This is a genomic window from Enterobacter cloacae complex sp. HYC074_NIDB (assembly GCF_056673345.1).
The window spans coordinates 3,276,042-3,301,256 of the sequence record NZ_CP114214.1 but is presented as its reverse complement, the minus strand read 5'-3'; the positions used below and the strand labels follow the sequence as shown (position 1 = coordinate 3,301,256).

At 55.0% G+C, this 25,215-nt stretch carries 22 protein-coding genes; 18 read left to right on the top strand and 4 right to left on the bottom strand.

The window, feature by feature from the left end:
• Nucleotides 1-83: 83 nt before the first annotated feature.
• The 5 genes from O1724_RS15910 (at nucleotide 84) to O1724_RS15890 (ending at nucleotide 4,065) form a co-directional block, all read left to right on the top strand.
• Entirely contained in the window at nucleotides 84-527 is a 444-nt protein-coding gene (locus tag O1724_RS15910) for a PTS sugar transporter subunit IIA (RefSeq protein ID WP_022651541.1), read from the top strand.
• 79 nt (nucleotides 528-606) lie between these two features.
• Nucleotides 607-879 (top strand): PTS sugar transporter subunit IIB, encoded by a 273-nt coding sequence (locus O1724_RS15905; protein ID WP_003861447.1) that lies wholly within the window; start codon nucleotides 607-609, stop codon nucleotides 877-879.
• Nucleotides 880-900: 21 nt separating this feature from the next.
• The gene (locus O1724_RS15900; protein ID WP_022651540.1) at nucleotides 901-2,292 is read left to right on the top strand and encodes a PTS ascorbate transporter subunit IIC; all 1,392 of its coding nucleotides are present in this window, start codon (nucleotides 901-903) and stop codon (nucleotides 2,290-2,292) included.
• Nucleotides 2,289-3,119, top strand: a complete 831-nt coding sequence (locus O1724_RS15895; protein ID WP_126296737.1) for a transketolase — start codon at nucleotides 2,289-2,291, stop codon at nucleotides 3,117-3,119. Before O1724_RS15900 ends, O1724_RS15895 begins: the two co-directional genes overlap by 4 nt.
• The gene (locus O1724_RS15890) at nucleotides 3,112-4,065 is read left to right on the top strand and encodes a transketolase family protein (RefSeq protein WP_003861452.1); all 954 of its coding nucleotides are present in this window, start codon (nucleotides 3,112-3,114) and stop codon (nucleotides 4,063-4,065) included. The genes O1724_RS15895 and O1724_RS15890 overlap by 8 nt, the downstream gene beginning before the upstream one ends.
• A gap of 107 nt (nucleotides 4,066-4,172) precedes the next feature.
• On the opposite strand, the gene pta is transcribed toward O1724_RS15890, so the two are convergent.
• Together pta and ackA are read right to left on the bottom strand one after the other, a co-directional pair.
• Entirely contained in the window at nucleotides 4,173-6,314 is a 2,142-nt protein-coding gene (pta, locus tag O1724_RS15885; protein WP_022651538.1) for a phosphate acetyltransferase, read from the bottom strand.
• Between the two features lie 75 nt (nucleotides 6,315-6,389).
• Nucleotides 6,390-7,592 carry an acetate kinase gene (gene ackA, locus O1724_RS15880; RefSeq protein ID WP_015572267.1) on the bottom strand — a complete coding sequence of 401 codons (1,203 nt, stop codon included), beginning with the start codon at nucleotides 7,590-7,592 and terminating at the stop codon, nucleotides 6,390-6,392.
• 337 nt (nucleotides 7,593-7,929) lie between these two features.
• Here ackA and yfbV point away from each other — a divergent pair, with 337 nt between their 5' ends.
• From yfbV to O1724_RS15860, 4 genes are all read left to right on the top strand, one after another.
• The gene (gene yfbV / locus O1724_RS15875; protein WP_003861459.1) at nucleotides 7,930-8,385 is read left to right on the top strand and encodes a terminus macrodomain insulation protein YfbV; all 456 of its coding nucleotides are present in this window, start codon (nucleotides 7,930-7,932) and stop codon (nucleotides 8,383-8,385) included.
• A 92-nt stretch (nucleotides 8,386-8,477) separates the two neighbouring features.
• Complete coding sequence (locus O1724_RS15870; protein ID WP_003861461.1) at nucleotides 8,478-8,972, top strand: YfbU family protein; 495 nt, start codon at nucleotides 8,478-8,480, stop codon at nucleotides 8,970-8,972.
• An 11-nt stretch (nucleotides 8,973-8,983) separates the two neighbouring features.
• Nucleotides 8,984-9,643: a sugar phosphatase gene (locus O1724_RS15865; protein ID WP_126296735.1), complete on the top strand. Its 660-nt coding sequence runs from the start codon at nucleotides 8,984-8,986 to the stop codon at nucleotides 9,641-9,643.
• Between the two features lie 75 nt (nucleotides 9,644-9,718).
• Nucleotides 9,719-11,551 carry an SLC13 family permease gene (locus O1724_RS15860; protein WP_045350222.1) on the top strand — a complete coding sequence of 611 codons (1,833 nt, stop codon included), beginning with the start codon at nucleotides 9,719-9,721 and terminating at the stop codon, nucleotides 11,549-11,551.
• A 53-nt stretch (nucleotides 11,552-11,604) separates the two neighbouring features.
• On the opposite strand, the gene yfbR is transcribed toward O1724_RS15860, so the two are convergent.
• Complete coding sequence (yfbR, locus tag O1724_RS15855; protein ID WP_003861468.1) at nucleotides 11,605-12,204, bottom strand: 5'-deoxynucleotidase; 600 nt, start codon at nucleotides 12,202-12,204, stop codon at nucleotides 11,605-11,607.
• A gap of 117 nt (nucleotides 12,205-12,321) precedes the next feature.
• On the bottom strand, nucleotides 12,322-13,536 hold the full coding sequence (gene alaA / locus O1724_RS15850) for an alanine transaminase AlaA (protein WP_003861471.1): 1,215 nt from the start codon (nucleotides 13,534-13,536) through the stop codon (nucleotides 12,322-12,324).
• Nucleotides 13,537-14,472: 936 nt separating this feature from the next.
• On the opposite strand from alaA, the gene lrhA reads away from it, so the two are divergent.
• The 9 genes from lrhA (at nucleotide 14,473) to nuoI (ending at nucleotide 25,211) form a co-directional block, all read left to right on the top strand.
• Nucleotides 14,473-15,411: a transcriptional regulator LrhA gene (gene lrhA / locus O1724_RS15845; RefSeq protein WP_003861473.1), complete on the top strand. Its 939-nt coding sequence runs from the start codon at nucleotides 14,473-14,475 to the stop codon at nucleotides 15,409-15,411.
• A gap of 631 nt (nucleotides 15,412-16,042) precedes the next feature.
• Nucleotides 16,043-16,483 carry an NADH-quinone oxidoreductase subunit NuoA gene (gene nuoA, locus O1724_RS15840; RefSeq protein WP_014071109.1) on the top strand — a complete coding sequence of 147 codons (441 nt, stop codon included), beginning with the start codon at nucleotides 16,043-16,045 and terminating at the stop codon, nucleotides 16,481-16,483.
• 15 nt (nucleotides 16,484-16,498) lie between these two features.
• Entirely contained in the window at nucleotides 16,499-17,173 is a 675-nt protein-coding gene (nuoB, locus tag O1724_RS15835) for an NADH-quinone oxidoreductase subunit NuoB (RefSeq protein WP_003861482.1), read from the top strand.
• 89 nt (nucleotides 17,174-17,262) lie between these two features.
• Nucleotides 17,263-19,065: an NADH-quinone oxidoreductase subunit C/D gene (nuoC, locus tag O1724_RS15830; RefSeq protein ID WP_003861484.1), complete on the top strand. Its 1,803-nt coding sequence runs from the start codon at nucleotides 17,263-17,265 to the stop codon at nucleotides 19,063-19,065.
• 2 nt (nucleotides 19,066-19,067) lie between these two features.
• Nucleotides 19,068-19,568 (top strand): NADH-quinone oxidoreductase subunit NuoE, encoded by a 501-nt coding sequence (gene nuoE / locus O1724_RS15825; protein ID WP_003861486.1) that lies wholly within the window; start codon nucleotides 19,068-19,070, stop codon nucleotides 19,566-19,568.
• Nucleotides 19,565-20,902, top strand: coding sequence for an NADH-quinone oxidoreductase subunit NuoF (gene nuoF, locus O1724_RS15820; RefSeq protein ID WP_003861487.1), 1,338 nt, complete (start codon nucleotides 19,565-19,567; stop codon nucleotides 20,900-20,902). The genes nuoE and nuoF overlap by 4 nt, the downstream gene beginning before the upstream one ends.
• 54 nt (nucleotides 20,903-20,956) lie before the next feature.
• A complete protein-coding gene (nuoG, locus tag O1724_RS15815; protein ID WP_003861488.1) occupies nucleotides 20,957-23,680 on the top strand; it encodes an NADH-quinone oxidoreductase subunit NuoG in 2,724 nt (907 codons plus the stop codon).
• Nucleotides 23,677-24,654 (top strand): NADH-quinone oxidoreductase subunit NuoH, encoded by a 978-nt coding sequence (nuoH, locus tag O1724_RS15810; RefSeq protein ID WP_003861490.1) that lies wholly within the window; start codon nucleotides 23,677-23,679, stop codon nucleotides 24,652-24,654. The genes nuoG and nuoH overlap by 4 nt, the downstream gene beginning before the upstream one ends.
• 14 nt (nucleotides 24,655-24,668) lie before the next feature.
• A complete protein-coding gene (nuoI, locus tag O1724_RS15805) occupies nucleotides 24,669-25,211 on the top strand; it encodes an NADH-quinone oxidoreductase subunit NuoI (RefSeq protein WP_003861491.1) in 543 nt (180 codons plus the stop codon).
• Nucleotides 25,212-25,215: the final 4 nt, after the last annotated feature.

Below are 25,215 nucleotides of genomic sequence, written 5' to 3'. Positions count from 1 at the left end.
CTATCTTTGTGATCGCGATCGCAGTCATTAATTGATGGGTTGAATAGAGTTTGCCCATGTCTGGTCTTTAGCGGGAGTGAAAAATGCTCAAAAAGTGGATATATGATACAACCATCATCCTACAGGATAGCGTTGAAAGCTGGCCCCAGGCGCTGGAACTGTGCGCGAAACCGCTGCTGGATTTGCAGGTCATTGCGCCGGAATATGTCACGGCTATCATCGAGCAGCATCACACGTTAGGTCCCTACTATGTGCTGGCTCCAGGGCTGGCAATGCCCCATGCGCGACCGGAAGAAGGGGCGAAAGGACTTGGCCTGTCATTATTAAAACTGAAACAGGGTGTCTCTTTTGGTGCCGGTGAGTTTGACCCCGTCGATGTGATTGTGATGCTGGCGGCGCCGGACAAGCATAGCCATATCGAAATGATCTCAGCCTTAGCGGAATTATTTTCCAGCGACGAAGATATGGCTGAATTACATCGGGCGAATACGCTGGAGGAGATAAAAACCATCATCGATCGCTTCTGATTTAATTATTTAATCCGATTCATCTCAACATTACGCATCAGCGTGATGGGGCGTACTCTACTCAAAAAAGGGGATAACAATGAAAATCATGGCTATTTGCGGCTCCGGCCTGGGCAGCAGTTTTATGGTCGAAATGAATATTAAAAAGGTGCTCAAAAAACTGGAAATTGAGGCCGAGGTTGAACACTCCGATCTCTCCTCGGCTACGCCGGGCGCGGCGGACCTGTTTGTAATGGCGAAAGACATTGCCGCCAGCGCCAGCGTGCCGGAAAGCCAGCTGGTGGTGATCAACAATATCATCGATATTAACGAACTCGAAGCGCAGCTGCGCGCCTGGTTCGAAAGACAATAATCCTGATAAGGCGAGGTGGATATGTTTATCCTTGAAACGCTGAACTTCGTTGTTGATATTTTAAAAGTCCCTTCAGTGCTGGTCGGTTTAATTGCTCTGATTGGTCTTGTGGCGCAGAAAAAAGCCTTTTCGGATGTGGTAAAAGGCACAATTAAAACCATTCTCGGCTTTATTGTACTGGGCGGCGGCGCAACCGTGCTGGTGGGCTCATTAAATCCGCTCGGCGGTATGTTTGAGCACGCCTTTAATATTCAGGGCATTATTCCCAACAATGAAGCTATTGTGTCGATTGCCCTGGAAAAATATGGCGCTTCCACCGCGCTCATTATGGCCTTCGGGATGGTGGCGAATATTATTGTTGCGCGCTTTACCCGCCTGAAATACATCTTCCTCACCGGGCATCACACCTTCTACATGGCATGCATGATTGGCGTGATCCTGACGGTTGCAGGCTTCGAGGGGGTCGGGCTGGTCTTTACCGGCTCGTTGATCCTCGGCCTGATTATGGCCTTCTTCCCGGCGATTGCGCAGCGCTATATGAAGCGTATTACCGGCAACGATGAGATCGCCTTCGGTCATTTCGGCACGCTGGGCTACGTGCTGTCCGGCTGGATTGGCAGCAAGGTCGGTAAAGGTTCGCGCTCCACCGAAGAGATGAACCTGCCGAAGAACCTTAGCTTCCTGCGTGACAGTTCAATCTCCATCTCCCTGACCATGATGATTATCTACCTGATCATGGCGGTGAGCGCCGGACGTGAGTACGTGGAGGCCACCTTCAGCGGCGGCCAGAACTACCTGGTGTACGCCATCATTATGGCCATCACCTTCGCGGCAGGCGTGTTCATCATCTTGCAGGGCGTGCGCCTGATTCTGGCGGAAATCGTCCCGGCCTTTACTGGCTTCTCGGAAAAACTGGTGCCCAATGCGCGGCCTGCGCTGGACTGTCCGGTAGTCTACCCGTATGCGCCAAACGCGGTGCTGATTGGCTTCCTGTTTAGCTTCCTCGGCGGGATTGTGGGCTTGTTCATCTGCGGTCAGTTTAGCTGGGTGCTGATCCTGCCGGGCGTCGTGCCGCATTTCTTCACCGGTGCAACGGCGGGCGTGTTTGGTAACGCCACCGGTGGACGCCGCGGGGCAATGATTGGCGCCTTTGCTAATGGCCTGCTGATCACCTTCCTCCCGGTCCTGCTGCTGCCTGTTCTGGGCGCAATTGGCTTTGCGAATACGACCTTCTCGGACGCTGATTTTGGTGCGGTCGGGATTGTGCTGGGCAACCTGGCGCGCTTCCTGTCGCCGTTTGCCATCACCGGACTGGTTGTTGTGTTGTTCGCGCTGCTGGTGGCCTACAACGTCTTCGCTAAAAACAAACCTGCCAGCGGTAACGCGCAGGAAAACCCCGGAGCCAAATCATGAATGAGAATGAAATAACCGAACTGGCGCGTCAGATTCGCCTTGAGACGCTGAAATCCCTTACGCAGCTGGGTTTTGGGCACTACGGCGGCAGCATGTCAGTCGTTGAAACGCTGGCGGTGCTGTACGGCGCGGTGATGAAAATTGACCCGGCCGATCCGGACTGGCCAGAGCGCGATTACTTTGTGCTGTCGAAAGGCCATGCGGGCCCGGCGCTGTACAGCACGCTGGCGATTAAGGGCTACTTCCCGATTGAAGAGCTGAGCACGCTGAACCAGAACGGGACGCGTCTGCCAAGTCACCCGGATCGCCTGAAAACACGCGGCGTGGATGCCACCACCGGATCACTGGGGCAGGGGATCTCCATCGCTGGCGGCATGGCGCTGTCGCACAAGCTGGCAGGAAGGCCAAACCGGGTGTTCTGCATCGTCGGTGACGGGGAGCTGAACGAAGGACAGTGCTGGGAAGCCTTCCAGTTTATTGCTCACCATCGACTGAACAACCTGACGGTATTCGTGGACTGGAACAAACAGCAGCTCGACGGCGAGCTGGACGAAATCATCAGCGCCTTCGACCTGGAAGGCAAATTCCGCGCCTTTGGTTTTGACGTGGTAACGGTGAAAGGGGATGACATTCCGGCGCTGCTGGAGGTGACCGCGCCGATCGCTGCGGCCGATGCGCGTCCGCGGGTGGTGCTCCTCGACAGCATCAAAGGGCAGGGGGTGCCATACCTGGAACAGCTCAGCAACTCGCATCACCTGCGATTAACTGAGGAGAGCAAAGCGGCGCTCAACGAGACGATTCGCCAACTGGAGGCTTCACATGATTAAGGTTGCACCGACAGGACAGAAAGATGCCGTTGAGATGCGTAAGGTCTACGCGGGTTTTGTGGCAAAACAGATTGAGGCCGGGAGCGAGATTATTGCGCTCGAAGCGGATCTGATGAGTTCGATGGCGATGGACGGCGTAGCGCGTGATTATCCACAGCACGTCATCAACTGCGGCATTATGGAGGCTAACGTGATTGGGACGGCCGCCGGGCTGTCGCTCACCGGACGTAAGCCGTTCGTCCATACCTTTACCGCCTTTGCCAGCCGTCGCTGCTTCGACCAGCTGTTTATGTCCCTGGACTACCAGCGCAATAACGTGAAGGTGATTGCCTCGGATGCGGGCGTGACGGCCTGCCACAACGGCGGGACGCATATGTCGTTCGAGGACATGGGCATCGTGCGCGGTCTGGCGCATTCAGTGGTGCTGGAGGTGACCGATGCGGTGATGTTCGAAGATGTGCTGCGTCAGCTTATCGACCTGGAAGGCTTCTACTGGGTGAGGACCATCCGTAAACAGGCCCCGAGCGTGTATGCCCCGGGGTCAACCTTCACCATCGGCAAGGGCAACGTGCTGCGCGAGGGAACCGATATTACCTTGATTGCTAACGGCATTATGGTGGCGGAAGCGCTGGAGGCGGCGCGCCAGCTGGAGCAGGAGGGGGTAAGCGCAGCGGTCATCGACATGTTTACCCTGAAGCCTATCGATCGGATGCTGGTGAAAAACTATGCCGAGAAAACCGGGCGTATTGTGACCTGCGAAAACCACAGCATTCACAACGGGCTGGGGTCGGCGGTGGCGGAAGTGCTGGTGGAAACCTGTCCGGTGCCCCTGCGTCGGGTGGGGGTGAAGGAACGATATGGTCAGGTGGGCACGCAGGACTTCTTGCAAAAGGAGTATGGCCTGACGGCACATGACATTGTGTCGGCGGCGCGGGAGCTGTTGTAATAAAAAAAGGCGACCGTGTGGTCGCCTTTTTGTTGCCCGGTGGCGCTGGCGCTTACCGGGCCTACGGTCCTGTAGGCCGGATAAGCGAAGCGCCATCCGGCAAAACATTACTGCTGCTGCGAAGACTGGATCGCCGTCAGCGCGATGGTGTAGACGATATCGTCTACCAGCGCACCACGGGACAGGTCGTTCACAGGTTTGCGCATGCCTTGCAGCATTGGCCCGATGGAGATCAGGTCTGCTGAACGCTGTACCGCTTTATAGGTGGTGTTACCGGTGTTCAGATCCGGGAAGATGAACACGGTAGCGCGACCTGCAACCGGCGAGTTCGGCGCTTTGGATTTCGCCACGTCAGCCATTACCGCGGCATCGTACTGGAGCGGGCCGTCGATCATCAGATCCGGACGTTTTTCCTGCGCAATGCGGGTCGCTTCACGGACTTTCTCTACGTCACTACCTGCACCAGAGGTACCGGTGGAGTAGGAGAGCATCGCGACGCGCGGTTCGATACCGAAGGCAATCGCGGAGTCCGCAGACTGGATAGCGATTTCTGCCAGCTGCTCTGCGGTTGGATCCGGGTTGATCGCGCAGTCGCCGTAAACATAAACCTGTTCAGGCAGCAGCATGAAGAACACGGAGGAGACCAGAGAGCTGCCCGGTGCGGTTTTGATCAACTGCAACGGTGGACGGATGGTGTTCGCGGTGGTGTGAACCGCACCGGAAACCAGACCGTCAACTTCGTCCTGCTCCAGCATCAGCGTACCCAGCACGACGTTGTCTTCCAGCTGCTCGCGCGCAACGGCTTCGGTCATGCCCTTGTTCTTACGCAGTTCAACCAGGCGAGCAACGTAGCTTTCGCGAACCACTTCCGGGTCAACGATCTCAATGCCAGCGCCCAGCTCAACGCCCTGAGACGCCGCAACGCGGTTGATCTCATCCGGGTTACCCAGCAGCACACAGGTCGCGATACCGCGTTCTGCACAGATGGCTGCCGCTTTAACGGTACGTGGTTCGTCGCCTTCTGGCAGAACCACGCGTTTGCCCGCTTTACGCGCCAGCTCGGTCAGCTGGTAACGGAAGGCTGGAGGAGACAGACGACGGCTGCGCTCGGAGGTCGCAGTCAGGGATTCGATCCAGTCCGCATTGATGTAGCCCGCAACGTATTCCTGAACTTTCTCGATACGCTCGTGGTCATCAACCGGCACTTCGAGGTTGAAGCTTTGCAGGCTCAGGGAGGTCTGCCAGGTGTTGGTGTTCACCATGAAGACTGGCAGGCCAGTGGCGAACGCACGCTCGCACAGCTTGCTGATACGCGCGTCCATTTCATAGCCGCCGGTCAGCAGAATTGCACCGATTTCCACGCCGTTCATTGCAGCCAGGCACGCTGCAACCAGCACGTCTGGACGGTCAGCAGAGGTCACCAGCAGTGAACCTGCGCGGAAGTGTTCCAGCATGTGTGGAATGCTACGTGCGCAGAAGGTTACGGACTTCACGCGGCGGGTGTTGATATCGCCTTCGTTGATCACGGTGGCGTTCAGGTGACGCGCCATATCGATTGCACGGGTGGCAATCAGATCGAAGCTCCATGGCACCGCGCCCAGAACAGGCAGCGGGCTGGAATCCTGCAACTTAGCCGGGTCAACTTTGATGACTTTCGCTTTGGAGGAGTCGTCAAAAATTTCGGACAGGTCAGGACGCGTACGGCCCTGCTCATCTACTGGCGCGTTCAGCTTGTTAACAATCACGCCGGTGATGCTGGTGTTTTTCGCACCGCCGAAGCTGCTGCGCGTCAGTTCGATACGCTCTTTCAGCTGCTCTGGGGTATCCGTGCCCTGAGACATCACAAAAACGATCTCTGCGTTCAGGGTTTTCGCGATTTCAAAGTTCAGAGACTGGGCAAACTGGTGTTTACGGGTCGGGACCAGGCCTTCAACCAGCACCACTTCCGCGTCCTGCGCGTTTGCGTGGTAGTTGGCAATGATCTCTTCCATCAGCACGTCTTTCTGGTTGCTGGAGAGCAGAGATTCAACGTGGCTCATCTTCAACGGTTCAGCCGCTGGCAGATTGGAGTTCTTGCGAACGATGGTGGTGGTCTGGTCTGGCGCATCGCCACCGGCACGTGGCTGGGCGATAGGCTTAAAGACGCTCAGACGAACGCCTTTGCGTTCCATAGCGCGGATCACGCCGAGGCTGACGCTGGTCAGGCCGACGCTGGTTCCGGTAGGGATCAGCATAATAGTACGGGACACGGTTTATCCTCTTTCGTTACCGCCGCGTTGGGCGGGTTACAAAACAGCACCGCCAGCATTGCTGGCGGTGTGGAATCAGGCAGTCAGGCGGTGTGCGTCTTGCGCGATGACCAGCTCTTCGTTAGTTGGAATAACGATAGCAGGGCGGGTGCCTTCTTTGTTGATGAAGCCAGACTTGCCGAAGCGGGCAGCCAGGTTACGCTCATGATCAACTTCGAAGCCCAGAACGCCCAGTTTGCCCAGGGACAGTTCACGTACCATTGCCGCGTTCTCACCGATACCACCGGTGAAGATAACAGCATCCAGACGGCCTTCCATCAGCGCGGTGTAAGAACCGATGTACTTCGCCAGGCGGTGGCAATAAACGTCCATTGCACGTTTAGCGTCAGCTTTTTCTGCGTAGTTGTCTTCAACGTAACGGCAGTCGCTGGTGACCTCGGTCAGGCCCAGCAGGCCAGACTCTTTGGTCAGCATTTTGTTGATGTCGTCAACGCTCATGCCCAGGGTGTCGTGCAGGTGGAAGATGATCGCCGGGTCGATATCACCGGAACGGGTACCCATCACCAGACCTTCCAGCGGGGTCAGACCCATAGAGGTGTCAACACACTTACCGTTGCGGATAGCGGAAACAGAACCACCGTTGCCCAGGTGGCAGGTGATAATGTTGACTTCTTCAACCGGCTTGTTCAGCACTTTTGCGGCTTCCTGAGTCACATAGAAGTGGCTGGTACCGTGAGCGCCGTAACGACGGACGCCGTGCTCTTTGTACAGGCTGTATGGCAGGGCATAGAGGTAAGACTCTTCCGGCATGGTCTGATGGAACGCAGTATCAAACACGGCCACGTTTTTGTCTTTCAGACTCGGGAAGGATTTCAGTGCTTCAGCGATACCGATCAGGTGAGCCGGGTTATGCAGCGGTGCGAAAGACGCAGAGTCTTTGATACCCTGAATCACGGAGTCGTCGATTACCACGGAACTGGTGTATTTTTCGCCGCCGTGGACGATACGGTGACCAATTGCGGTCAGCTGAGCAGACAGTTCTGGTTTTTGTGCCAGAATAGTGTTAACGATAAAGTTCAGCGCTTCACTGTGAGCGGCGCCTGCACCTAAAGCCGCTTCTTGTTTGCTGCCGTCCATCTTCCACTTGATACGTGCTTCAGGCAGATGGAAACATTCGGCCAAACCAGAGAGGTACTCGTCACCGTTGAGCGCATCGATGATGGCGAATTTCAGTGAGGAGCTACCGCAGTTCAGAACCAGTACTAACTTACTCGACATGGAAGTACCTATTATTGATACGTGGCTAAAAAAACGTCAGTGAGTCTAAAAGCGTAACGCATGCTGACCCAGACATTTATGATTAACATCATGCCAAACGAACATTCTGGCAGGATGAAAGAAATACCTATGATTTTAAGCCATTTTGAACATTTTTCAGACAATGGCATAATATGCGATAATTTGACGAGTTAACGCTTATCGTCTACGGCCCTATCAGGCTGGCACAGGATACCCGATACGGGGTAGCGATGACAAAATATTTTGAACGTTGTCATAGCCTGTTGTGGTTTTGCACGAAAATTTTAATTTTTATATGTGAAGTTGAGGTACAGCCATGTCGACACCCGAAATCCCGTCCGTGAACTTTTTTAGTCTGTTTCGTCGGGGACAGCATTACGCAAAGACATGGCCGATGGAAAAGCGCCTCGCGCCCATGTTTATTGAAAATCGCACTATTCGCGCCACGCGCTATGCGATTCGCTTTATGCCCCCGATTGCCGTTTTTACCCTGTGCTGGCAGATAGCGTTAGGTGGGCAGCTTGGCCCTGCCGTCGCGACGGCGCTCTTTGCGTTAAGCCTGCCGATGCAGGGGCTATGGTGGTTAGGTAAACGTTCCGTCACGCCACTTCCGCCTTCTATTTTACACTGGTTTTATGAAGTGCGTGGAAAACTGGAAGAGGCTGGCCAGGCGCTGGCACCGGTTGAAGGTAAGCCGGACTATCAGGCGCTGGCGGATACCCTCAAGCGTGCGTTTAAACAGCTTGATAAAACATTCCTCGATGACTTGTGATTGATCATCGAAACGACGACCAAAAGAAGGCACAGTAACAATCAGTTACCGTGTCTTTTTTTTACAGTGCAATGCGCTACAGGAGTCGAAAGATGGAAATGACCCATGCTCAACGTCTGATTTTGTCTAACCAGTACAAGATGATGACTATGCTTGATCCCGATAACGCTGCGCGCTACAGCCGCCTGCAAACCATTGTTGAACGTGGTTTTGGCTTGCAGATGCGCGAACTGGATCGCGAATTTGGCGAACTGAAAGAGGAAACCTGCCGTATCGTTATCGACATCATGGAGATGTACCATGCGCTGCATGTGTCCTGGACCAATCTGAAGGACCAGCAGACCATTGACGAGCGCCGCGTGACGTTCCTGGGCTTTGATGCTGCGACGGAAGCGCGCTATCTGAGCTATGTACGCTTTATGGTGAATACCGAAGGGCGCTACACCCATTTTGATGCGGGTACGCACGGCTTCAACGCCCAGACCCCGATGTGGGATAAGTATCAACGTATGCTGAGCGCGTGGCACGCCTGTCCGCGCCAGTACCATTTAAGCAGCAACGAAATTCAACAAATCATTAATGCCTGACGGAGGTGCGTGTGCAGAGTAAAGGTTTTCTGTTTGATCTGGACGGTACGCTGGTGGATTCGCTGCCGGTGGTGGAGCGCTCGTGGTGCCACTGGGCCGACCGGCACGGCATTGACCATCAGGACGTACTAAATTTCATCCATGGCAAACAGGCCATTACCTCATTGCGGCACTTCCTTGCGGGACGTTCTGAGGAAGAGATTCAGGCGGAGTTCCGCTATCTTGAGCAGATTGAAGCTACCGATACCGAGGGTATCACCGCGCTGCCCGGTGCGCGCGAACTGCTTGAGCACCTGAATGAAGCGCAGATCCCGTGGGCTATCGTCACCTCCGGCTCGGTTCCCGTCGCGCATGCACGCCATAAGGCGGCAGGTTTGCCGACGCCGGACGTCTTCATTACCGCTGAGCGCGTGAAGCGCGGCAAGCCTGAACCGGATGCGTTCCTGCTCGGCGCTGAACTGCTCGGCCTTGCGCCAGCAGAGTGCGTGGTGGTGGAAGACGCGGCGGCAGGCGTGCTGGCCGGGCTGAACGCCGGCAGCCACGTCATTGCCGTTAACGTCCCGGCGGGTTCCCCCCGGCTGGAGGAGGCGGATTTCGTGCTTAACACCCTGACCGCCATCGACGTCTCGAAGGCGTCAGACGGAGTTGTAACCGTCTCGCTAAAAATGTAATCCCATGATATAGCCCCGCATTACCGGGGCTTTTTTATGGCAGAATTGCTTCTCCTCCACTGACAAGGACATGTTGTGAACGGTGAACTGATTTGGGTCCTGAGCCTGCTGTTAATCGCCATCATTCTTTTTGCCACGGGCAAGGTGCGCATGGATGCCGTCGCCCTGTTTGTGATTGTCGCATTCGTTCTAAGCGGTACCCTTTCCCTGCCGGAAGCCTTTTCCGGGTTTAGCGATCCCAACGTAATTTTGATTGCCGCTCTGTTTATTATTGGCGACGGGCTGGTCCGCACCGGCGTGGCGACAATGATGGGGTCGTGGCTGGTGAAAGTGGCGGGCAGCAGCGAAACCAAAATGCTGATTTACCTGATGCTGACGGTCGCCGGGCTGGGCGCGTTTATGAGCTCTACGGGCGTCGTGGCCATCTTTATTCCGGTCGTGCTGAGCGTCTGCATGAGGATGCAGATCTCCCCTTCGCGGCTGATGATGCCGTTGAGCTTCGCCGGGCTCATCAGCGGCATGATGACGCTGGTCGCGACGCCGCCGAACCTCGTCGTGAACAGCGAACTGATCCGTGAGGGGCTTGAGGGGTTTAGCTTTTTCAGCGTTACGCCGATCGGGCTGGTGGTACTGGTGATGGGCATTATCTATATGCTATTGACCCGTTTTGCGCTGAAAGGGGAGAAGCAGGATAAAGCCAAAGAGGGCTGGAAGCGGCGCTCTTTCCGCGATCTGATTAAAGAGTATCGTCTGACCGGGCGTGCCCGACGTCTGGCTATCCGCCCGGGGTCGCCTATGGTGGGGCAGCGGCTGGATGACCTTAAGCTACGCGAACGCTATGGCGCGAACGTCATCGGGGTTGAGCGCTGGCGTCGTTTTCGTCGGGTGATCGTTAACGTGAACGGGGTGTCAGAGTTTCGCGCGCGTGACGTCCTGCTGATTGATATGTCCACCGCAGACGTGGATCTGCGGGAGTTTTGTAGTGAGCAGCTGCTGGAGCCGATGGTCCTGCGCGGCGAGTATTTCTCTGACCAGGCGCTGGATGTGGGAATGGCCGAGGTGTCGCTGATCCCGGAATCGGAGTTATTGGGCAAAACCGTGCGTGAAATCGGCTTTCGTACCCGCTATGGCCTCAACGTGGTAGGCCTGAAGCGCGATGGCGTAGCCCTTGAAGGGGCGGTGGTGGATGAGCCGATCCTGCTGGGGGATATCTTCCTCGTGGTCGGCAACTGGAAACTGATTAGCCAGCTCGGGCAGAAAGGCCGCGATTTTGTGGTGCTGAATATGCCGATTGAAGAGAGCGATGCATCACCGGCGCACAGCCAGGCGCCCCATGCGATTTTTTGCCTGGTATTGATGGTTGCCCTGATGCTGACGGACGAGATCCCTAACCCGGTGGCGGCGATAATCGCCTGTCTGTTAATGGGCAAATTCCGCTGTATCGACGCCGAAAGCGCTTACAAAGCGATTCACTGGCCGAGCATTATTCTCATCGTCGGGATGATGCCCTTCGCCCTGGCGCTACAGAAAACCGGCGGGGTGGATTTGATCGTAAAAGGCTTAATGGACGCGGGCGGGGGATATGGTCCGTACCTGATGATGGTTTGCCTGTTCGTCATGTGCGCCACCATTGGTTTGTTCATCTCCAATACCGCAACGGCGGTGCTGATGGCGCCCATTGCACTGGCGATGGCAAAATCGATGGGTGTTTCGCCGTATCCGTTTGCGATGATGGTTGCGATGGCGGCGTCCGCGGCATTTATGACGCCGGTCTCTTCCCCGGTCAATACGCTGGTGCTGGGGCCCGGGAATTATAGGTTCAGTGATTTCGTGAAGCTGGGTGTGCCGTTCACCGTGCTGGTGATGGTGGTGTGCGTGGTGTTAATTCCGGTGTTATTCCCGTTTTAGCGTGAGTGCAGAAACGTAGGCCGGGTAAGGCGGAGCCGCCACCCGGCAAAAAACTACAGCGGCGAATCCTGGCTAATCTCATCCAGTGACAAATGGAAGCTCGGCACAAACACGCGCATAAAGTAGTCCATCTCTTCGCTGCGACGAGATTCCAGCGTTTTTTCCAGACGCGTTTTTGCCAGTAAAAATTCGTTATTCCCGGCGGACAGCTCTTCCAGACACTTCAGGTAGGCGCACAGCGCATCGGCCTGCTTAACCAGGGATTTCTCCTCTTCCGTATACTGATGCTCGTCGATGAGCGGCCCGAAGATATCGCGCAGCTCTTCAGGCACCATGTCGATCAGCTTCTGCTGGGCAATCTTCTCAATAGCTTTATATTCCTGGGCAATCTGCGAGTTGAAATATTTCACCGGCGTAGGCAGATCCCCGGTCAGCACTTCCGATGCATCGTGGTACATCGCCAGCAGGGCGATACGTTCGGCATTCACCTGCCCGTTGAATTTGCGGTTTTTAATCGCGGCCAGCGCGTGCGCGACCATGGCAACCTGTAAACTGTGCTCAGACACATTTTCAGTGCGCACGTTGCGCATCAGCGGCCAGCGGTTGATGAGTTTCAGGCGGGAGAGGTGGGCAAAGAAATGACTCTGACTCATAGGTTACCTTATGTCTTCACTGCGACAGACTTCATTGTGCGGGGAGGGGAGGGAAGATGCAAATTTGCGGATGTTGCAGGCCGGGTAAGCGCAGTGCTACCCGGCGGATAGTCAGCGCTACTGATGGTACCCGGAGAGGAAGCGCCCGAAGCGGCTGATGGCCATTTCGAGATCGTCTTCGCGCGGCAGGGTGACGATACGCACGTGATCCGGCCACGGCCAGTTAAACGCCGTACCCTGAACCAGCAGCACTTTTTCCTGCAACAGGAAGTCGAGCACCATTTTCTGGTCGTCGTGAATATTAAAGCGCTTCGCGTCGATTTTCGGGAACATGTACAGCGCGCCGTTAGGCTTCACGCAGGAGACGCCCGGAATATCATTAATCAATTCCCATGCACGGTTGCGCTGTTCATACAGGCGGCCGCCTGGGACGATAAACTCGCTGATGCTTTGATAGCCGCCGAGTGCTGTCTGGATCGCATGTTGCGCCGGTACGTTGGCGCACAGACGCATGGATGCCAGCATCTCCAGCCCTTCAATGTAGCCTTTCGCATGTTTTTTCGGACCGTTCAGTACCATCCAGCCCTGACGGAAACCGGCAACGCGGTAAGTTTTAGACAGTCCGTTAAAGGTGACCGTTAGCAGATCGGGTGCCAGCGCGGCGATAGAGTGGTGCTGCGCCGCGTCGTACAGGATCTTGTCGTAAATCTCGTCGGCAAAGATGATCAGGTTGTGCTGGCGGGCGATCTCGACGATCTCCATCAGCAGCTCTTTTGAATAGACCGCGCCCGTCGGGTTATTCGGGTTAATGATCACGATACCCCGGGTGCGCGGGGTAATTTTGGCGCGAATATCATCCAGATCCGGGAACCAGTCAGAGGATTCGTCGCACAGGTAGTGCACCGCTTTACCGCTGGACAGGGACACCGCAGCCGTCCACAGCGGATAATCTGGGGCAGGAACCAGCATTTCATCGCCGCTGTTCAGGAGCGCCTGCATCGCCTGAACGATCAGCTCCGAGACACCGTTGCCAATGTAGATATCTTCAACGGTGACGTCGCGCATACCGCGAGCCTGATAGTGCTGCATGATGGCTTTACGGGCGGAGTAAAGCCCTTTTGAATCGCAGTAGCCTTGTGCAGTGGGCAGGTTACGGATCACATCCACCAGGATCTCATCCGGCGCTTCAAAACCAAATGGCGCGGGGTTGCCGATGTTGAGTTTCAGAACCTTATTGCCTTCCTCTTCAAGGCGTTTTGCCTCTTTGAGTACCGGGCCACGGATGTCGTAACAGACGTTGTCGAGCTTGCTGGATTTTTCGATAGGGGACATGAACCTTTAACCTTTTCGCTATTATTGCAACTTCCTGCCGTGGAAGTGTGCACAGAACAATGTACTCCCCCCGCGCTTCGTTTTGAAGGGCGCACAGAAGAAGATTTCGTTCCACCGGGGAATGTCGCTGTGATCGCTTACTCTAACGAGGGAGTGATTTTGTGCCTGAATTTATCGTAATAAAGGTTATTAATGGGTTTTTTATGCTAAAAATTGCATGTAACTAGGAATTTTATTCTGGTGTAAATAAAAAGACGATTCGGGCTGATGCATTAGTCCCCTGAGTGATCATTCGTAAAACCTGAATGCTGAGATACCGATTGCCATATTAGCAAAGCCAGGCTAAAAGTTACTCATGTGAAATTAATGTTAAGGGTTATTAATGAATGGCCTGAATCTAAATTAAACTTTATTTATTATTAACGACGAAAATGCAACTTTCGTTAATTTTAATAAAAAGAGTGTAGTTGCTTATCATTGGCGGTAACTCCTTAATATTGCAATAAGACTTATAAATATAGTGGATTTGGGTTAAGATGTGTTTCGGGAATGCAGCATAGCGATAGGCCTGTTACGTATATCGGCTTCTGCTTTTCTGTATTAATCGATTGTTATTGTTAAAGTTATCTCTGGCTGATTGGGTAAGTCACATCTTGCTACGCTGGCAACGCTGCGATATAGATGGCAGAAAACATGTCTTACTCTTTATGGTATTTACATCGACCTGCAAACAAAGAAATATCCTGGACGCAAGAGAATAAAAATAACGTCATGAAACGTGATTTCTGACTGGTGATATACCGCAGTACAATAACTATCTGTCAGGCAGTCTGCCGGGCCGGGATGCGAGGGAAACTCTTCAGAAGGAATTGCTTAACTGTTACACACAGCTTCAACCCGGGCAGCTCCGCACGAGCAACCTGAAAGTGAAAAGATATGATAAATGCAAATCGTCCGATAATGAATCTCGACCTCGATCTGCTGAGAACGTTTGTTGCGGTCGCCGATCTCAACACTTTTGCAGCAGCTGCTGCCGCCGTTTGCCGTACCCAGTCCGCCGTGAGTCAGCAAATGCAGCGGCTGGAACAACTGGTTGGTAAAGAGCTTTTTGCGCGTCATGGGCGTAATAAGCTTTTAACAGAACATGGTATTCAGCTTCTGGGTTATGCCAGAAAGATACTGCGCTTTAATGATGAAGCCTGTATGTCATTAATGTTTAGCAACCTTCAGGGAGTGTTAACATTAGGGGCGTCAGATGAATCAGCAGATACCATTTTACCCTTCCTTCTCAACCGAATTAGCTCGGTTTATCCGAAGCTTGCCCTGGACGTTAGCGTTAAACGCAATGCCTTCATGGTTGAGATGCTGACAGAAAACGAGGTTGACCTGGTGGTCACCACGCATCGACCTGGCCAGTTTGACAGCCTGACGCTGCGTACTTCTCCAACGCACTGGTACTGTGCCGCGGAGTATGTATTGCAGAAAGGTGAGCCGATACCCCTGGTCCTGCTGGATGATCCCAGTCCATTCCGCGATATGGTGCTGGCAGCACTCAACGAAGCCAGTATTCCATGGCGCCTGGCGTACGTGGCGTCAACCTTGCCCGCAGTGCGAGCGGCGGTGAAGGCTGGGCTTGGCGTAACGGCCCGTCCGGTGGAAATGATGAGCCCCGATCTGCGTGTGCTGGGTCAATCCGAGGGACTCCCGTCGTTGCCGGATACGGAGTACCTGCTGTGCCATAACGCCGCCAGCAACAACGAGCTGGCAAAAGTGGTATTCGAGGCAATGGAAAACTACCACAATCCATGGCAGTACGCGGCTGTTACTCCCGAAGGAGGGGATGACTCCCTGATTGTGGAAGGGGATTTTGAGTGATCATTCCCTCAAAATTCTCGTAACAAAATGTAAGTGCAAAAAAGAGCCACTCGCATGATTTTTTCCTGCGAGTGGTTTTTTTTGCTATTCATAACCGCGGGCGGAGCAGGGATAAAGCAAATACCGCTTATTTATCAATGCAGAAAATGCTTTTGATTAAGATGTAAACAAGACCTGGTCTAACTTACCTCATACCCCACCGATGTTAAAAAAACAGGAAATATGTTGCTGTTTTTTTGATTGAATTAACAAAAGCGTGTCTCAGATCAAGAAAATACTCCCATTTGGGGGGAGGAATCGTTGGCAAATCCTGTCAAAATAGGAGGGTTATTTTTTTTACTTCCAAAACGGACACGATTCAACAAGATGCATTTGACGGAAAGTCATGTACCCACCAGGGTTAAAGGGCACCAAATGTTAATGAGAATCGCACGTTGTAATTTAATGTGAAGAAACCTTTGTTAAAGTTGACAAAAGGTTATAGAAAGGAGTAAAAAACCCCATCATTTTGCTGTCTATGTCTCATTTCTGACAGTTAGTGTAAGGTTATTTTGTTCCTCCCCATGAATCGATGTGATGCCCATCTGCCAGCAAGAGCAGTGTCGTCGGTATCACTTTTGATGAGTAAGCAATGAGTATGTCAACATCCACAGAAGTCATCGCTCATCACTGGGCATTCGCAATCTTTCTTATTGTAGCCATTGGCCTGTGCTGCCTGATGTTAGTCGGCGGCTGGTTCCTGGGCGGTCGCGCCCGCGCAAGGCACAAAAACACACCTTTCGAATCAGGTATTGATTCAGTAGGTAGCGCTCGCTTACGCCTGTCTGCCAAGTTTTACCTGGTAGCCATGTTCTTCGTCATTTTTGACGTGGAAGCGCTTTACCTCTTCGCGTGGTCTACCTCCATTCGCGAAAGTGGTTGGGTGGGCTTTGTCGAGGCCGCAATTTTCATTTTAGTGTTACTGGCCGGTCTGGTTTATCTGGTGCGTATTGGCGCGCTGGACTGGACACCTGTGCGTTCACGCCGTGAACACATCAACCCGGAAAACAGTATCTCTAATCGTCAGCAGTAACAGCGAGGCAATAAGATGGATTATACGCTCACCCGCATAGATCCTAACGGTGAGAATGACCGTTACCCCCTGCAAAAACAGGAGATCGTAACCGACCCCCTGGAGCAAGAAGTCAACAAAAGCGTGTACATGGGCAAGCTCGAACATGCCATGCACGACATGGTCAACTGGGGTCGTAAGAACTCCATCTGGCCATACAACTTTGGCCTTTCTTGCTGCTACGTTGAAATGGTGACGTCATTCACTGCGGTGCATGACGTTGCGCGTTTTGGGGCCGAGGTACTGCGTGCTTCTCCGCGTCAGGCTGACCTGATGGTGGTGGCAGGGACCTGCTTTACCAAGATGGCACCGGTTATTCAGCGTCTTTATGACCAGATGCTGGAGCCAAAATGGGTTATCTCCATGGGCGCATGTGCAAACTCCGGCGGTATGTACGACATTTATTCCGTTGTGCAGGGCGTTGATAAGTTCATTCCGGTGGATGTGTACATCCCGGGTTGCCCGCCGCGTCCAGAGGCCTATATGCAGGCGCTGATGCTGCTGCAGGAGTCCATCGGTAAAGAACGCCGCCCGCTTTCATGGGTTGTTGGCGATCAGGGTGTCTATCGCGCGAACATGCAGTCTGAGCGCGAGCGTAAACGTGGTGAACGTATTGCCGTCACCAACCTGCGTACGCCTGACGAAATTTAATTTGCGCCTGTGGGCCTGGAGAACACCTTCGCATATCACTACTCAAATAGCGCGAAGCCAGGCTTAACAGTCACCACGGACCATTTGCAATGGTGAACAATATGACCGACTTAACCGCGCAAGAAGCCGCCTGGCAGACTCGGGATCATCTCGATGACCCGGTCATTGGCGAACTGCGCAACCGTTTTGGGCCGGATGCCTTTACTGTTCAGGCCACCCGCACCGGGGTACCCGTTGTTTGGGTGAAGCGTGAGCAATTACTGGAAGTTGTCGATTTCCTCAAGAAATTGCCAAAACCTTACGTCATGCTGTTTGACTTACACGGCATGGACGAACGTCTGAGAACGCACCGCCAGGGTCTCCCTGCCGCGGATTTTTCCGTTTTCTACCACCTGATCTCAATAGACCGCAACACGGATATCATGCTCAAGGTGGCATTGTCTGAAAACGACATGCATCTGCCGACGATCACCAAACTTTTCCCGAACGCCAACTGGTACGAGCGTGAAACCTGGGAAATGTTCGGCATGACCTTCGACGGCCACCCGCATCTGACGCGCATCATGATGCCGCAGACCTGGACCGGCCACCCGCTGCGTAAAGACTACCCGGCACGCGCCACCGAATTCGACCCGTTTGAGCTAACCAAAGCCAAGCAGGATCTGGAGATGGAAGCGCTGACCTTCAAGCCGGAAGACTGGGGCATGAAGCGCGGCACCGAAAACGAGGACTTCATGTTCCTCAACCTGGGTCCAAACCACCCCTCTGCGCACGGTGCGTTCCGTATCATCCTTCAGCTTGACGGCGAAGAGATTGTCGACTGCGTCCCTGACATCGGCTACCACCATCGTGGTGCCGAGAAGATGGGCGAACGTCAGTCCTGGCACAGCTACATTCCGTATACCGACCGTATCGAATACCTCGGCGGCTGCGTGAACGAAATGCCATACGTGCTGGCCGTTGAGAAACTGGCAGGCATCACCGTCCCGGATCGCGTTAACGTGATTCGCGTAATGCTGTCTGAACTGTTCCGTATTAACAGCCACCTGCTGTACATCTCCACGTTCATTCAGGACGTCGGCGCGATGACGCCGGTCTTCTTCGCCTTTACCGACCGTCAGAAAATCTACGATCTGGTGGAAGCGATTACCGGTTTCCGTATGCACCCAGCCTGGTTCCGTATTGGTGGTGTGGCGCACGATTTGCCGCGCGGTTGGGACCGTCTGCTGCGTGAATTCCTCGACTGGATGCCGAAACGTCTGGCGTCTTACGAGAAAGCCGCGCTGCGTAACTCCATCCTGAAAGGCCGTTCCCAGGGCGTTGCTGCCTACGGCGCGAAAGAAGCGCTGGAGTGGGGGACTACCGGTGCTGGCCTGCGTGCGACCGGGATTGATTTCGACGTGCGTAAAGCGCGTCCTTACTCTGGTTACGAGAACTTCGACTTTGAAGTCCCGGTTGGCGGCGGTGTTTCCGACTGCTACACCCGCGTGATGTTGAAAGTGGAAGAGCTGCGCCAGAGCCTGCGCATCCTTGAGCAGTGCCTCAACAACATGCCGGAAGGCCCGTTCAAGGCGGATCACCCGCTGACGACGCCGCCACCGAAAGAGCGCACGCTGCAACATATCGAGACCCTGATCACCCACTTCCTGCAAGTTTCCTGGGGCCCGGTCATGCCGGCACAGGAATCCTTCCAGATGATTGAAGCGACCAAGGGTATCAACAGCTACTACCTCACCAGCGACGGCAGCACCATGAGCTACCGCACCCGCGTGCGTACGCCAAGCTTCGCGCACTTGCAGCAGATCCCGGCCGCCATTCGCGGCAGTCTGGTCTCCGACCTGATTGTGTATCTGGGTAGTATCGATTTTGTTATGTCAGATGTGGACCGCTAATTATGCACGAGAATCAACAACCACAAACCGAGGCTTTTGAGCTGAGTGAAGCAGAGCGTGCCGCCATTGAGCACGAGATGCACCACTACGAAGACCCGCGTGCGGCGTCCATTGAAGCGCTGAAAATCGTACAGAAACAGCGTGGTTGGGTGCCGGATGGGGCGATCTATGCGATCGCAGAAGTGCTGGGCATTCCGGCAAGTGACGTAGAAGGCGTAGCCACGTTCTACAGCCAGATCTTCCGTCAGCCGGTAGGCCGCCATGTGATCCGCTACTGTGACAGCGTGGTCTGCCACATCACCGGTTATCAGGGCATTCAGGCTGCGATTGAGAAGAAACTCAATATTAAGCCGGGCCAGACCACCTTCGACGGACGTTTTACTCTGCTGCCAACCTGCTGCCTGGGTAACTGCGACAAGGGGCCGACCATGATGATTGATGAGGACACTCACAGCCATCTGACGCCGGAAGCGATTCCTGACCTGCTGGAGCAGTACAAATGAAAACTGTAATTCGTACTGCTGAGACGCATCCGCTGACCTGGCGTCTGCGTGATGACAAACAGCCGGTATGGCTCGACGAATATCAGAGCAAAAACGGCTATGCCGGTGCGCGTAAAGCCCTTGGCGGCATGGCGCCGGACGACATCGTTAACGCGGTGAAAGAGTCTGGCCTGAAAGGCCGCGGTGGTGCAGGCTTCTCCACCGGTCTGAAGTGGAGCCTGATGCCGAAAGATGAATCCATGAACATCCGTTACCTGCTGTGTAACGCCGATGAAATGGAGCCGGGTACCTATAAAGACCGTCTGCTGATGGAACAGCTGCCGCACCTGCTGGTGGAAGGCATGCTGATCTCCGCGTTCGCGCTGAAAGCGTACCGTGGCTACATCTTCCTGCGCGGCGAATACATCGAAGCGGCGGAAAACCTGCGTCGCGCGATTGCCGAAGCCACCGAAGCGGGACTGCTGGGTAAAAACATCCTGGGCACCGGGTTTGACTTCGAGCTGTTCGTGCACACCGGTGCCGGGCGTTATATCTGCGGTGAAGAAACCGCGCTGATTAACTCCCTGGAAGGCCGCCGCGCGAACCCGCGCTCCAAGCCACCGTTCCCGGCAAGCTCCGGCGTGTGGGGTAAACCGACCTGCGTCAACAACGTCGAAACCCTGTGTAACGTCCCGGCGATCCTTGCGAACGGCGTGGAGTGGTATCAGGGCATCTCCTCAAGCAAAGATGCTGGTACTAAGCTGATGGGCTTCTCCGGTCGGGTGAAGAACCCTGGCGTCTGGGAGCTGCCGTTCGGCACCACCGCACGGGAAATTCTTGAAGACTACGCCGGCGGCATGCGCGATGGCCTGAAATTCAAAGCCTGGCAGCCGGGTGGGGCAGGGACGGACTTCCTGACCGAAGCCCACCTTGACCTGCCAATGGAGTTCGAAAGCATTGGTAAAGCAGGTAGCCGTCTGGGTACCGCGCTGGCGATGGCCGTCGACCACGAGATCGGCATGGTATCCCTGGTGCGTAACCTGGAAGAGTTCTTCGCCCGCGAGTCCTGCGGCTGGTGCACACCGTGCCGTGATGGTCTGCCGTGGAGCGTGAAGATCCTGCGTGCTATCGAACGTGGCGAAGGCCAGCCTGGCGATATCGAGACACTTGAGCAACTGTGTCGATTCTTAGGACCGGGTAAAACCTTCTGTGCCCACGCACCGGGCGCCGTCGAGCCGCTGCAAAGCGCGATTAAATATTTCCGCGACGAATTCGAAGCAGGCATCAAGCAGCCGTTCAGCAATACCCATTCGATCAATGGTATTCAGCCGAACCTGCTGAAAGCGCGCTGGTAAAAACAGAATTTTGATTAACGCTCGGTTTCGGCCGAGCCAACTGGAAGCATGCTAATGGCTACGATTCATGTAGACGGCAAAGAATACGAAGTCAACGGGGCGGACAACCTGCTGGAAGCTTGTCTGTCTCTTGGCCTCGATATTCCGTACTTTTGCTGGCATCCGGCGCTGGGCAGCGTCGGTGCTTGCCGCCAGTGTGCGGTGAAGCAATATCAAAACGCGGAAGACACGCGTGGTCGCCTGGTGATGTCCTGTATGACGCCAGCCGCCGAAGGCACCTTTATTTCGATTGATGACGAAGAAGCCAAACAGTTCCGTGAAAGCGTGGTGGAGTGGTTGATGACCAACCACCCGCACGACTGTCCGGTGTGTGAGGAGGGCGGTAACTGCCACCTTCAGGATATGACCGTCATGACCGGTCACAGCTTCCGTCGCTATCGCTTTACCAAACGTACCCACCGTAACCAGGATCTGGGGCCGTTCATCTCTCACGAAATGAACCGCTGCATCGCCTGCTACCGCTGCGTGCGTTACTACAAAGATTATGCAGACGGTCAGGATCTGGGCGTGTATGGCGCGCATGACAACGTCTACTTCGGTCGTCCGGAAGACGGTACGCTTGAAAGTGAATTCTCCGGTAACCTGGTAGAAATCTGTCCGACCGGCGTATTCACGGATAAAACCCACTCTGAACGTTACAACCGTAAATGGGACATGCAGTTTGCGCCAAGCATCTGCCAGCAGTGCTCCCTTGGCTGTAACACCAGCCCGGGTGAACGTTACGGCGAACTGCGTCGTATCGAAAACCGTTACAACGGTACCGTTAACCACTACTTCCTCTGCGACCGCGGTCGTTTCGGCTATGGCTATGTGAACCTGAAAGACCGTCCGCGTCAGCCGGTTCAGCGCCGTGGCGATGACGTCATTACCCTCAACGCTGAGCAGGCGATGCAGGGCGCGGCAGATATTCTGCGTCAGTCGAAGAAAGTGATCGGCATTGGCTCCCCGCGCGCCAGCATCGAAAGCAACTTCGCGCTGCGCGAGCTGGTTGGGGCGGAAAACTTCTACACCGGTATCGCCCAGGGCGAGCAGGAACGTCTCCAGCTGGTGCTGAAAGTGCTGCGTGAAGGCGGCATTCACACGCCTGCGCTGCGCGAAATCGAATCTTATGATGCGGTTCTGGTGCTGGGTGAAGATCTGACGCAGACTGGCGCACGCGCGGCCCTGGCGGTTCGTCAGGCGGTGAAAGGCAAAGCACGTGAAATGGCAGCGGCGCAGAAAGTGGCTGACTGGCAGATTGCGGCCATCCTCAACATCGGTCAGCGCGCGAAGCATCCTCTGTTTGTGACTAACGTCGACAACACCCGTCTGGACGATATCGCGGCGTGGACCTACTGCGCGCCGGTTGAAGATCAGGCGCGCCTCGGATTTGCCATTGCCCACGCGCTGGACAGCAACTCGCCGGCCGTTGAACTGGATCGCGACCTGCAAAACAAGGTCGACGTGATTGTTCAGGCGCTGGCGGGGGCGAAGAAACCGCTGATTATTTCCGGTACCAACGCCGGTAGCGCTGAAATCATTCAGGCCGCAGCGAACGTTGCCAAAGCCCTGAAGGGACGCGGCGCTGACGTTGGTGTGACCATGATTGCCCGTGCGGTGAACAGCATCGGTCTGGGTATGATTGGCGGCGGCTCGCTGGAAGACGCGTTAAGCGAACTGGAATCCGGTGCCGCTGACGCCGTTGTGGTGCTGGAAAATGACCTGCATCGCCATGCTTCTGCCGCTCGCGTTGATGCCGCGCTCTCCAGAGCGCCGCTGGTGATGGTTATCGACCATCAGCGCACCGCGATCATGGACAAAGCGCATCTCGTTCTCTCTGCGGCAAGCTTCGCAGAAAGCGACGGGACGGTGATCAACAACGAAGGTCGCGCCCAGCGTTTCTTCCAGGTTTATGACCCGGCCTACTACGACAGCAACACCGTGATGCTGGAAAGCTGGCGCTGGCTGCACTCTCTGCACAGCACCGTGCAGAGCCGTGAAGTTGACTGGACGCAGCTCGACCACGTTATCGACGCGGTTGTTGAGAAACTGCCTCAGCTGGCGGGTATTAAAGATGCCGCGCCGGATGCAAGCTTCCGCATTCGCGGCCAGAAACTGGCGCGTGAGCCGCACCGCTACAGCGGTCGTACCGCGATGCGCGCCAACATCAGCGTGCACGAACCGCGTCAGCCGCAGGATAAAGACACCATGTTCGCCTTCTCGATGGAAGGGAACAACCAGCCGTCTGCGCCGCGTTCGCAAATCCCGTTTGCATGGGCACCGGGCTGGAACTCCCCGCAGGCATGGAACAAATTCCAGGCTGAAGTGGGCGGTCACCTGCGCCACGGCGATCCGGGCGTGCGTCTGATTGAAGCCTCCGAAACCGGTCTGGACTTCTTCACCACCGTTCCGGCGAGCTTCCAGGCGCAGGAAGGTCACTGGCGTATTGCACCGTACTACCATCTGTTCGGTAGCGACGAAATGTCCCAGCGATCTCCGGTATTCCAGCAGCGTATGCCGCAGCCGTACATCAAGCTCAACCCGGCGGATGCCGCGAAGCTTGGCGTTAACGCGGGTGCGAACATTGCCTTTAGCTACGACGGCCAGACAATCAGCCTGCCGCTGATTATTTCTGAACGCCTGTCAGCAGGGCAGGTGGGTCTGCCGATGGGTATGCCTGGCATCGCGCCGGTCCTGGCGGGTGCGCATCTTGATAACCTTCAGGAGGCAAAAGCATGAGTTGGTTAACGCCGGATCTTATCGACATCCTGCTGAGCATTCTGAAAGCGGTTGTGATTCTGCTGGTGGTGGTCACCTGCGGCGCGTTCATGAGCTTTGGTGAACGTCGTCTGCTCGGTCTGTTCCAGAACCGTTACGGACCGAACCGCGTGGGCTGGGGTGGTTCACTCCAGCTGGTCGCGGACATGATCAAGATGTTCTTTAAAGAGGACTGGGTTCCGCGCTTCTCGGACCGCGTGATCTTTACGCTGGCGCCGATGATCGCCTTCACCTCGCTGCTGCTGGCGTTTGCTATCGTTCCGGTCAGCCCGACCTGGGTGGTCGCTGACCTGAACATCGGCATTCTGTTCTTCCTGATGATGGCAGGCCTCGCGGTTTACGCGGTGCTGTTCGCAGGCTGGTCCAGTAACAACAAATACTCGCTGCTGGGTGCGATGCGTGCTTCCGCGCAGACGCTGAGCTACGAAGTGTTCCTGGGTCTCTCCCTGATGGGCGTGGTGGCGCAGGCCGGTTCATTTAACATGACCGACATCGTCAACAACCAGGCCGACATCTGGAACGTTATCCCGCAGTTCTTTGGGTTTATTACCTTTGCCATCGCGGGCGTGGCGGTGTGTCACCGTCACCCGTTTGACCAGCCAGAAGCCGAACAGGAACTGGCCGACGGTTACCACATTGAATATTCCGGTATGAAGTTCGGTCTGTTCTTCGTGGGCGAGTACATCGGTATCGTCACCATTTCGGCGTTGATGGTAACCCTGTTCTTTGGTGGCTGGCATGGCCCGTTCTTACCGCCGTTCATCTGGTTCGCGCTGAAAACCGCGTTCTTCATGATGATGTTCATTTTGATTCGCGCAGCGTTACCGCGTCCGCGTTATGACCAGGTAATGTCCTTCGGCTGGAAAGTGTGCCTGCCGCTGACGCTCGTCAACTTGTTGGTAACGGCGGCTGTCATTCTCTGGCAGCAGCCATAAGGGGCTTTGAGATCATGACCTTAAAAGAATTATTGGTAGGTTTCGGCACCCAGGTACGCAGTATCTGGATGATCGGCCTGCATGCGTTTGCCAAACGCGAAACCCGGATGTACCCGGAAGAGCCGGTATATCTGCCGCCGCGCTACCGTGGACGTATCGTGCTGACGCGCGACCCGGACGGTTCCGAGCGTTGCGTTGCCTGTAACCTGTGTGCGGTAGCGTGTCCGGTGGGCTGTATCTCTTTGCAAAAAGCAGAGACGGTAGACGGCCGCTGGTATCCTGAGTTCTTCCGCATCAACTTCTCACGCTGCATTTTCTGCGGTCTGTGTGAAGAAGCGTGCCCAACCACGGCGATTCAGCTGACTCCAGACTTCGAGCTGGGTGAGTACAAGCGTCAGGATCTGGTGTACGAGAAAGAGGATCTGCTGATTTCCGGTCCGGGCAAATACCCGGAATATAACTTCTACCGGATGGCGGGTATGGCAATCGACGGCAAAGATAAAGGCGAAGCTGAGAACGAAGCTAAGCCTATCGACGTCAAGAGCCTGTTACCGTAAGGAG

Coding starts and splice junctions, on each gene's coding strand:
- O1724_RS15910 (WP_022651541.1), top strand. CDS start 84: ATGCTCAAAAAGTGGATATATGATACAACCATCATCCTACAGGATAGC.
- O1724_RS15905 (WP_003861447.1), top strand. CDS start 607: ATGAAAATCATGGCTATTTGCGGCTCCGGCCTGGGCAGCAGTTTTATG.
- O1724_RS15900 (WP_022651540.1), top strand. CDS start 901: ATGTTTATCCTTGAAACGCTGAACTTCGTTGTTGATATTTTAAAAGTC.
- O1724_RS15895 (WP_126296737.1), top strand. CDS start 2,289: ATGAATGAGAATGAAATAACCGAACTGGCGCGTCAGATTCGCCTTGAG.
- O1724_RS15890 (WP_003861452.1), top strand. CDS start 3,112: ATGATTAAGGTTGCACCGACAGGACAGAAAGATGCCGTTGAGATGCGT.
- ackA (WP_015572267.1), bottom strand. CDS start 7,592: ATGTCGAGTAAGTTAGTACTGGTTCTGAACTGCGGTAGCTCCTCACTG.
- yfbV (WP_003861459.1), top strand. CDS start 7,930: ATGTCGACACCCGAAATCCCGTCCGTGAACTTTTTTAGTCTGTTTCGT.
- O1724_RS15870 (WP_003861461.1), top strand. CDS start 8,478: ATGGAAATGACCCATGCTCAACGTCTGATTTTGTCTAACCAGTACAAG.
- yfbR (WP_003861468.1), bottom strand. CDS start 12,204: ATGAGTCAGAGTCATTTCTTTGCCCACCTCTCCCGCCTGAAACTCATC.
- alaA (WP_003861471.1), bottom strand. CDS start 13,536: ATGTCCCCTATCGAAAAATCCAGCAAGCTCGACAACGTCTGTTACGAC.
- lrhA (WP_003861473.1), top strand. CDS start 14,473: ATGATAAATGCAAATCGTCCGATAATGAATCTCGACCTCGATCTGCTG.
- nuoA (WP_014071109.1), top strand. CDS start 16,043: ATGAGTATGTCAACATCCACAGAAGTCATCGCTCATCACTGGGCATTC.
- nuoB (WP_003861482.1), top strand. CDS start 16,499: ATGGATTATACGCTCACCCGCATAGATCCTAACGGTGAGAATGACCGT.
- nuoC (WP_003861484.1), top strand. CDS start 17,263: ATGGTGAACAATATGACCGACTTAACCGCGCAAGAAGCCGCCTGGCAG.
- nuoE (WP_003861486.1), top strand. CDS start 19,068: ATGCACGAGAATCAACAACCACAAACCGAGGCTTTTGAGCTGAGTGAA.
- nuoF (WP_003861487.1), top strand. CDS start 19,565: ATGAAAACTGTAATTCGTACTGCTGAGACGCATCCGCTGACCTGGCGT.
- nuoG (WP_003861488.1), top strand. CDS start 20,957: ATGGCTACGATTCATGTAGACGGCAAAGAATACGAAGTCAACGGGGCG.
- nuoH (WP_003861490.1), top strand. CDS start 23,677: ATGAGTTGGTTAACGCCGGATCTTATCGACATCCTGCTGAGCATTCTG.
- nuoI (WP_003861491.1), top strand. CDS start 24,669: ATGACCTTAAAAGAATTATTGGTAGGTTTCGGCACCCAGGTACGCAGT.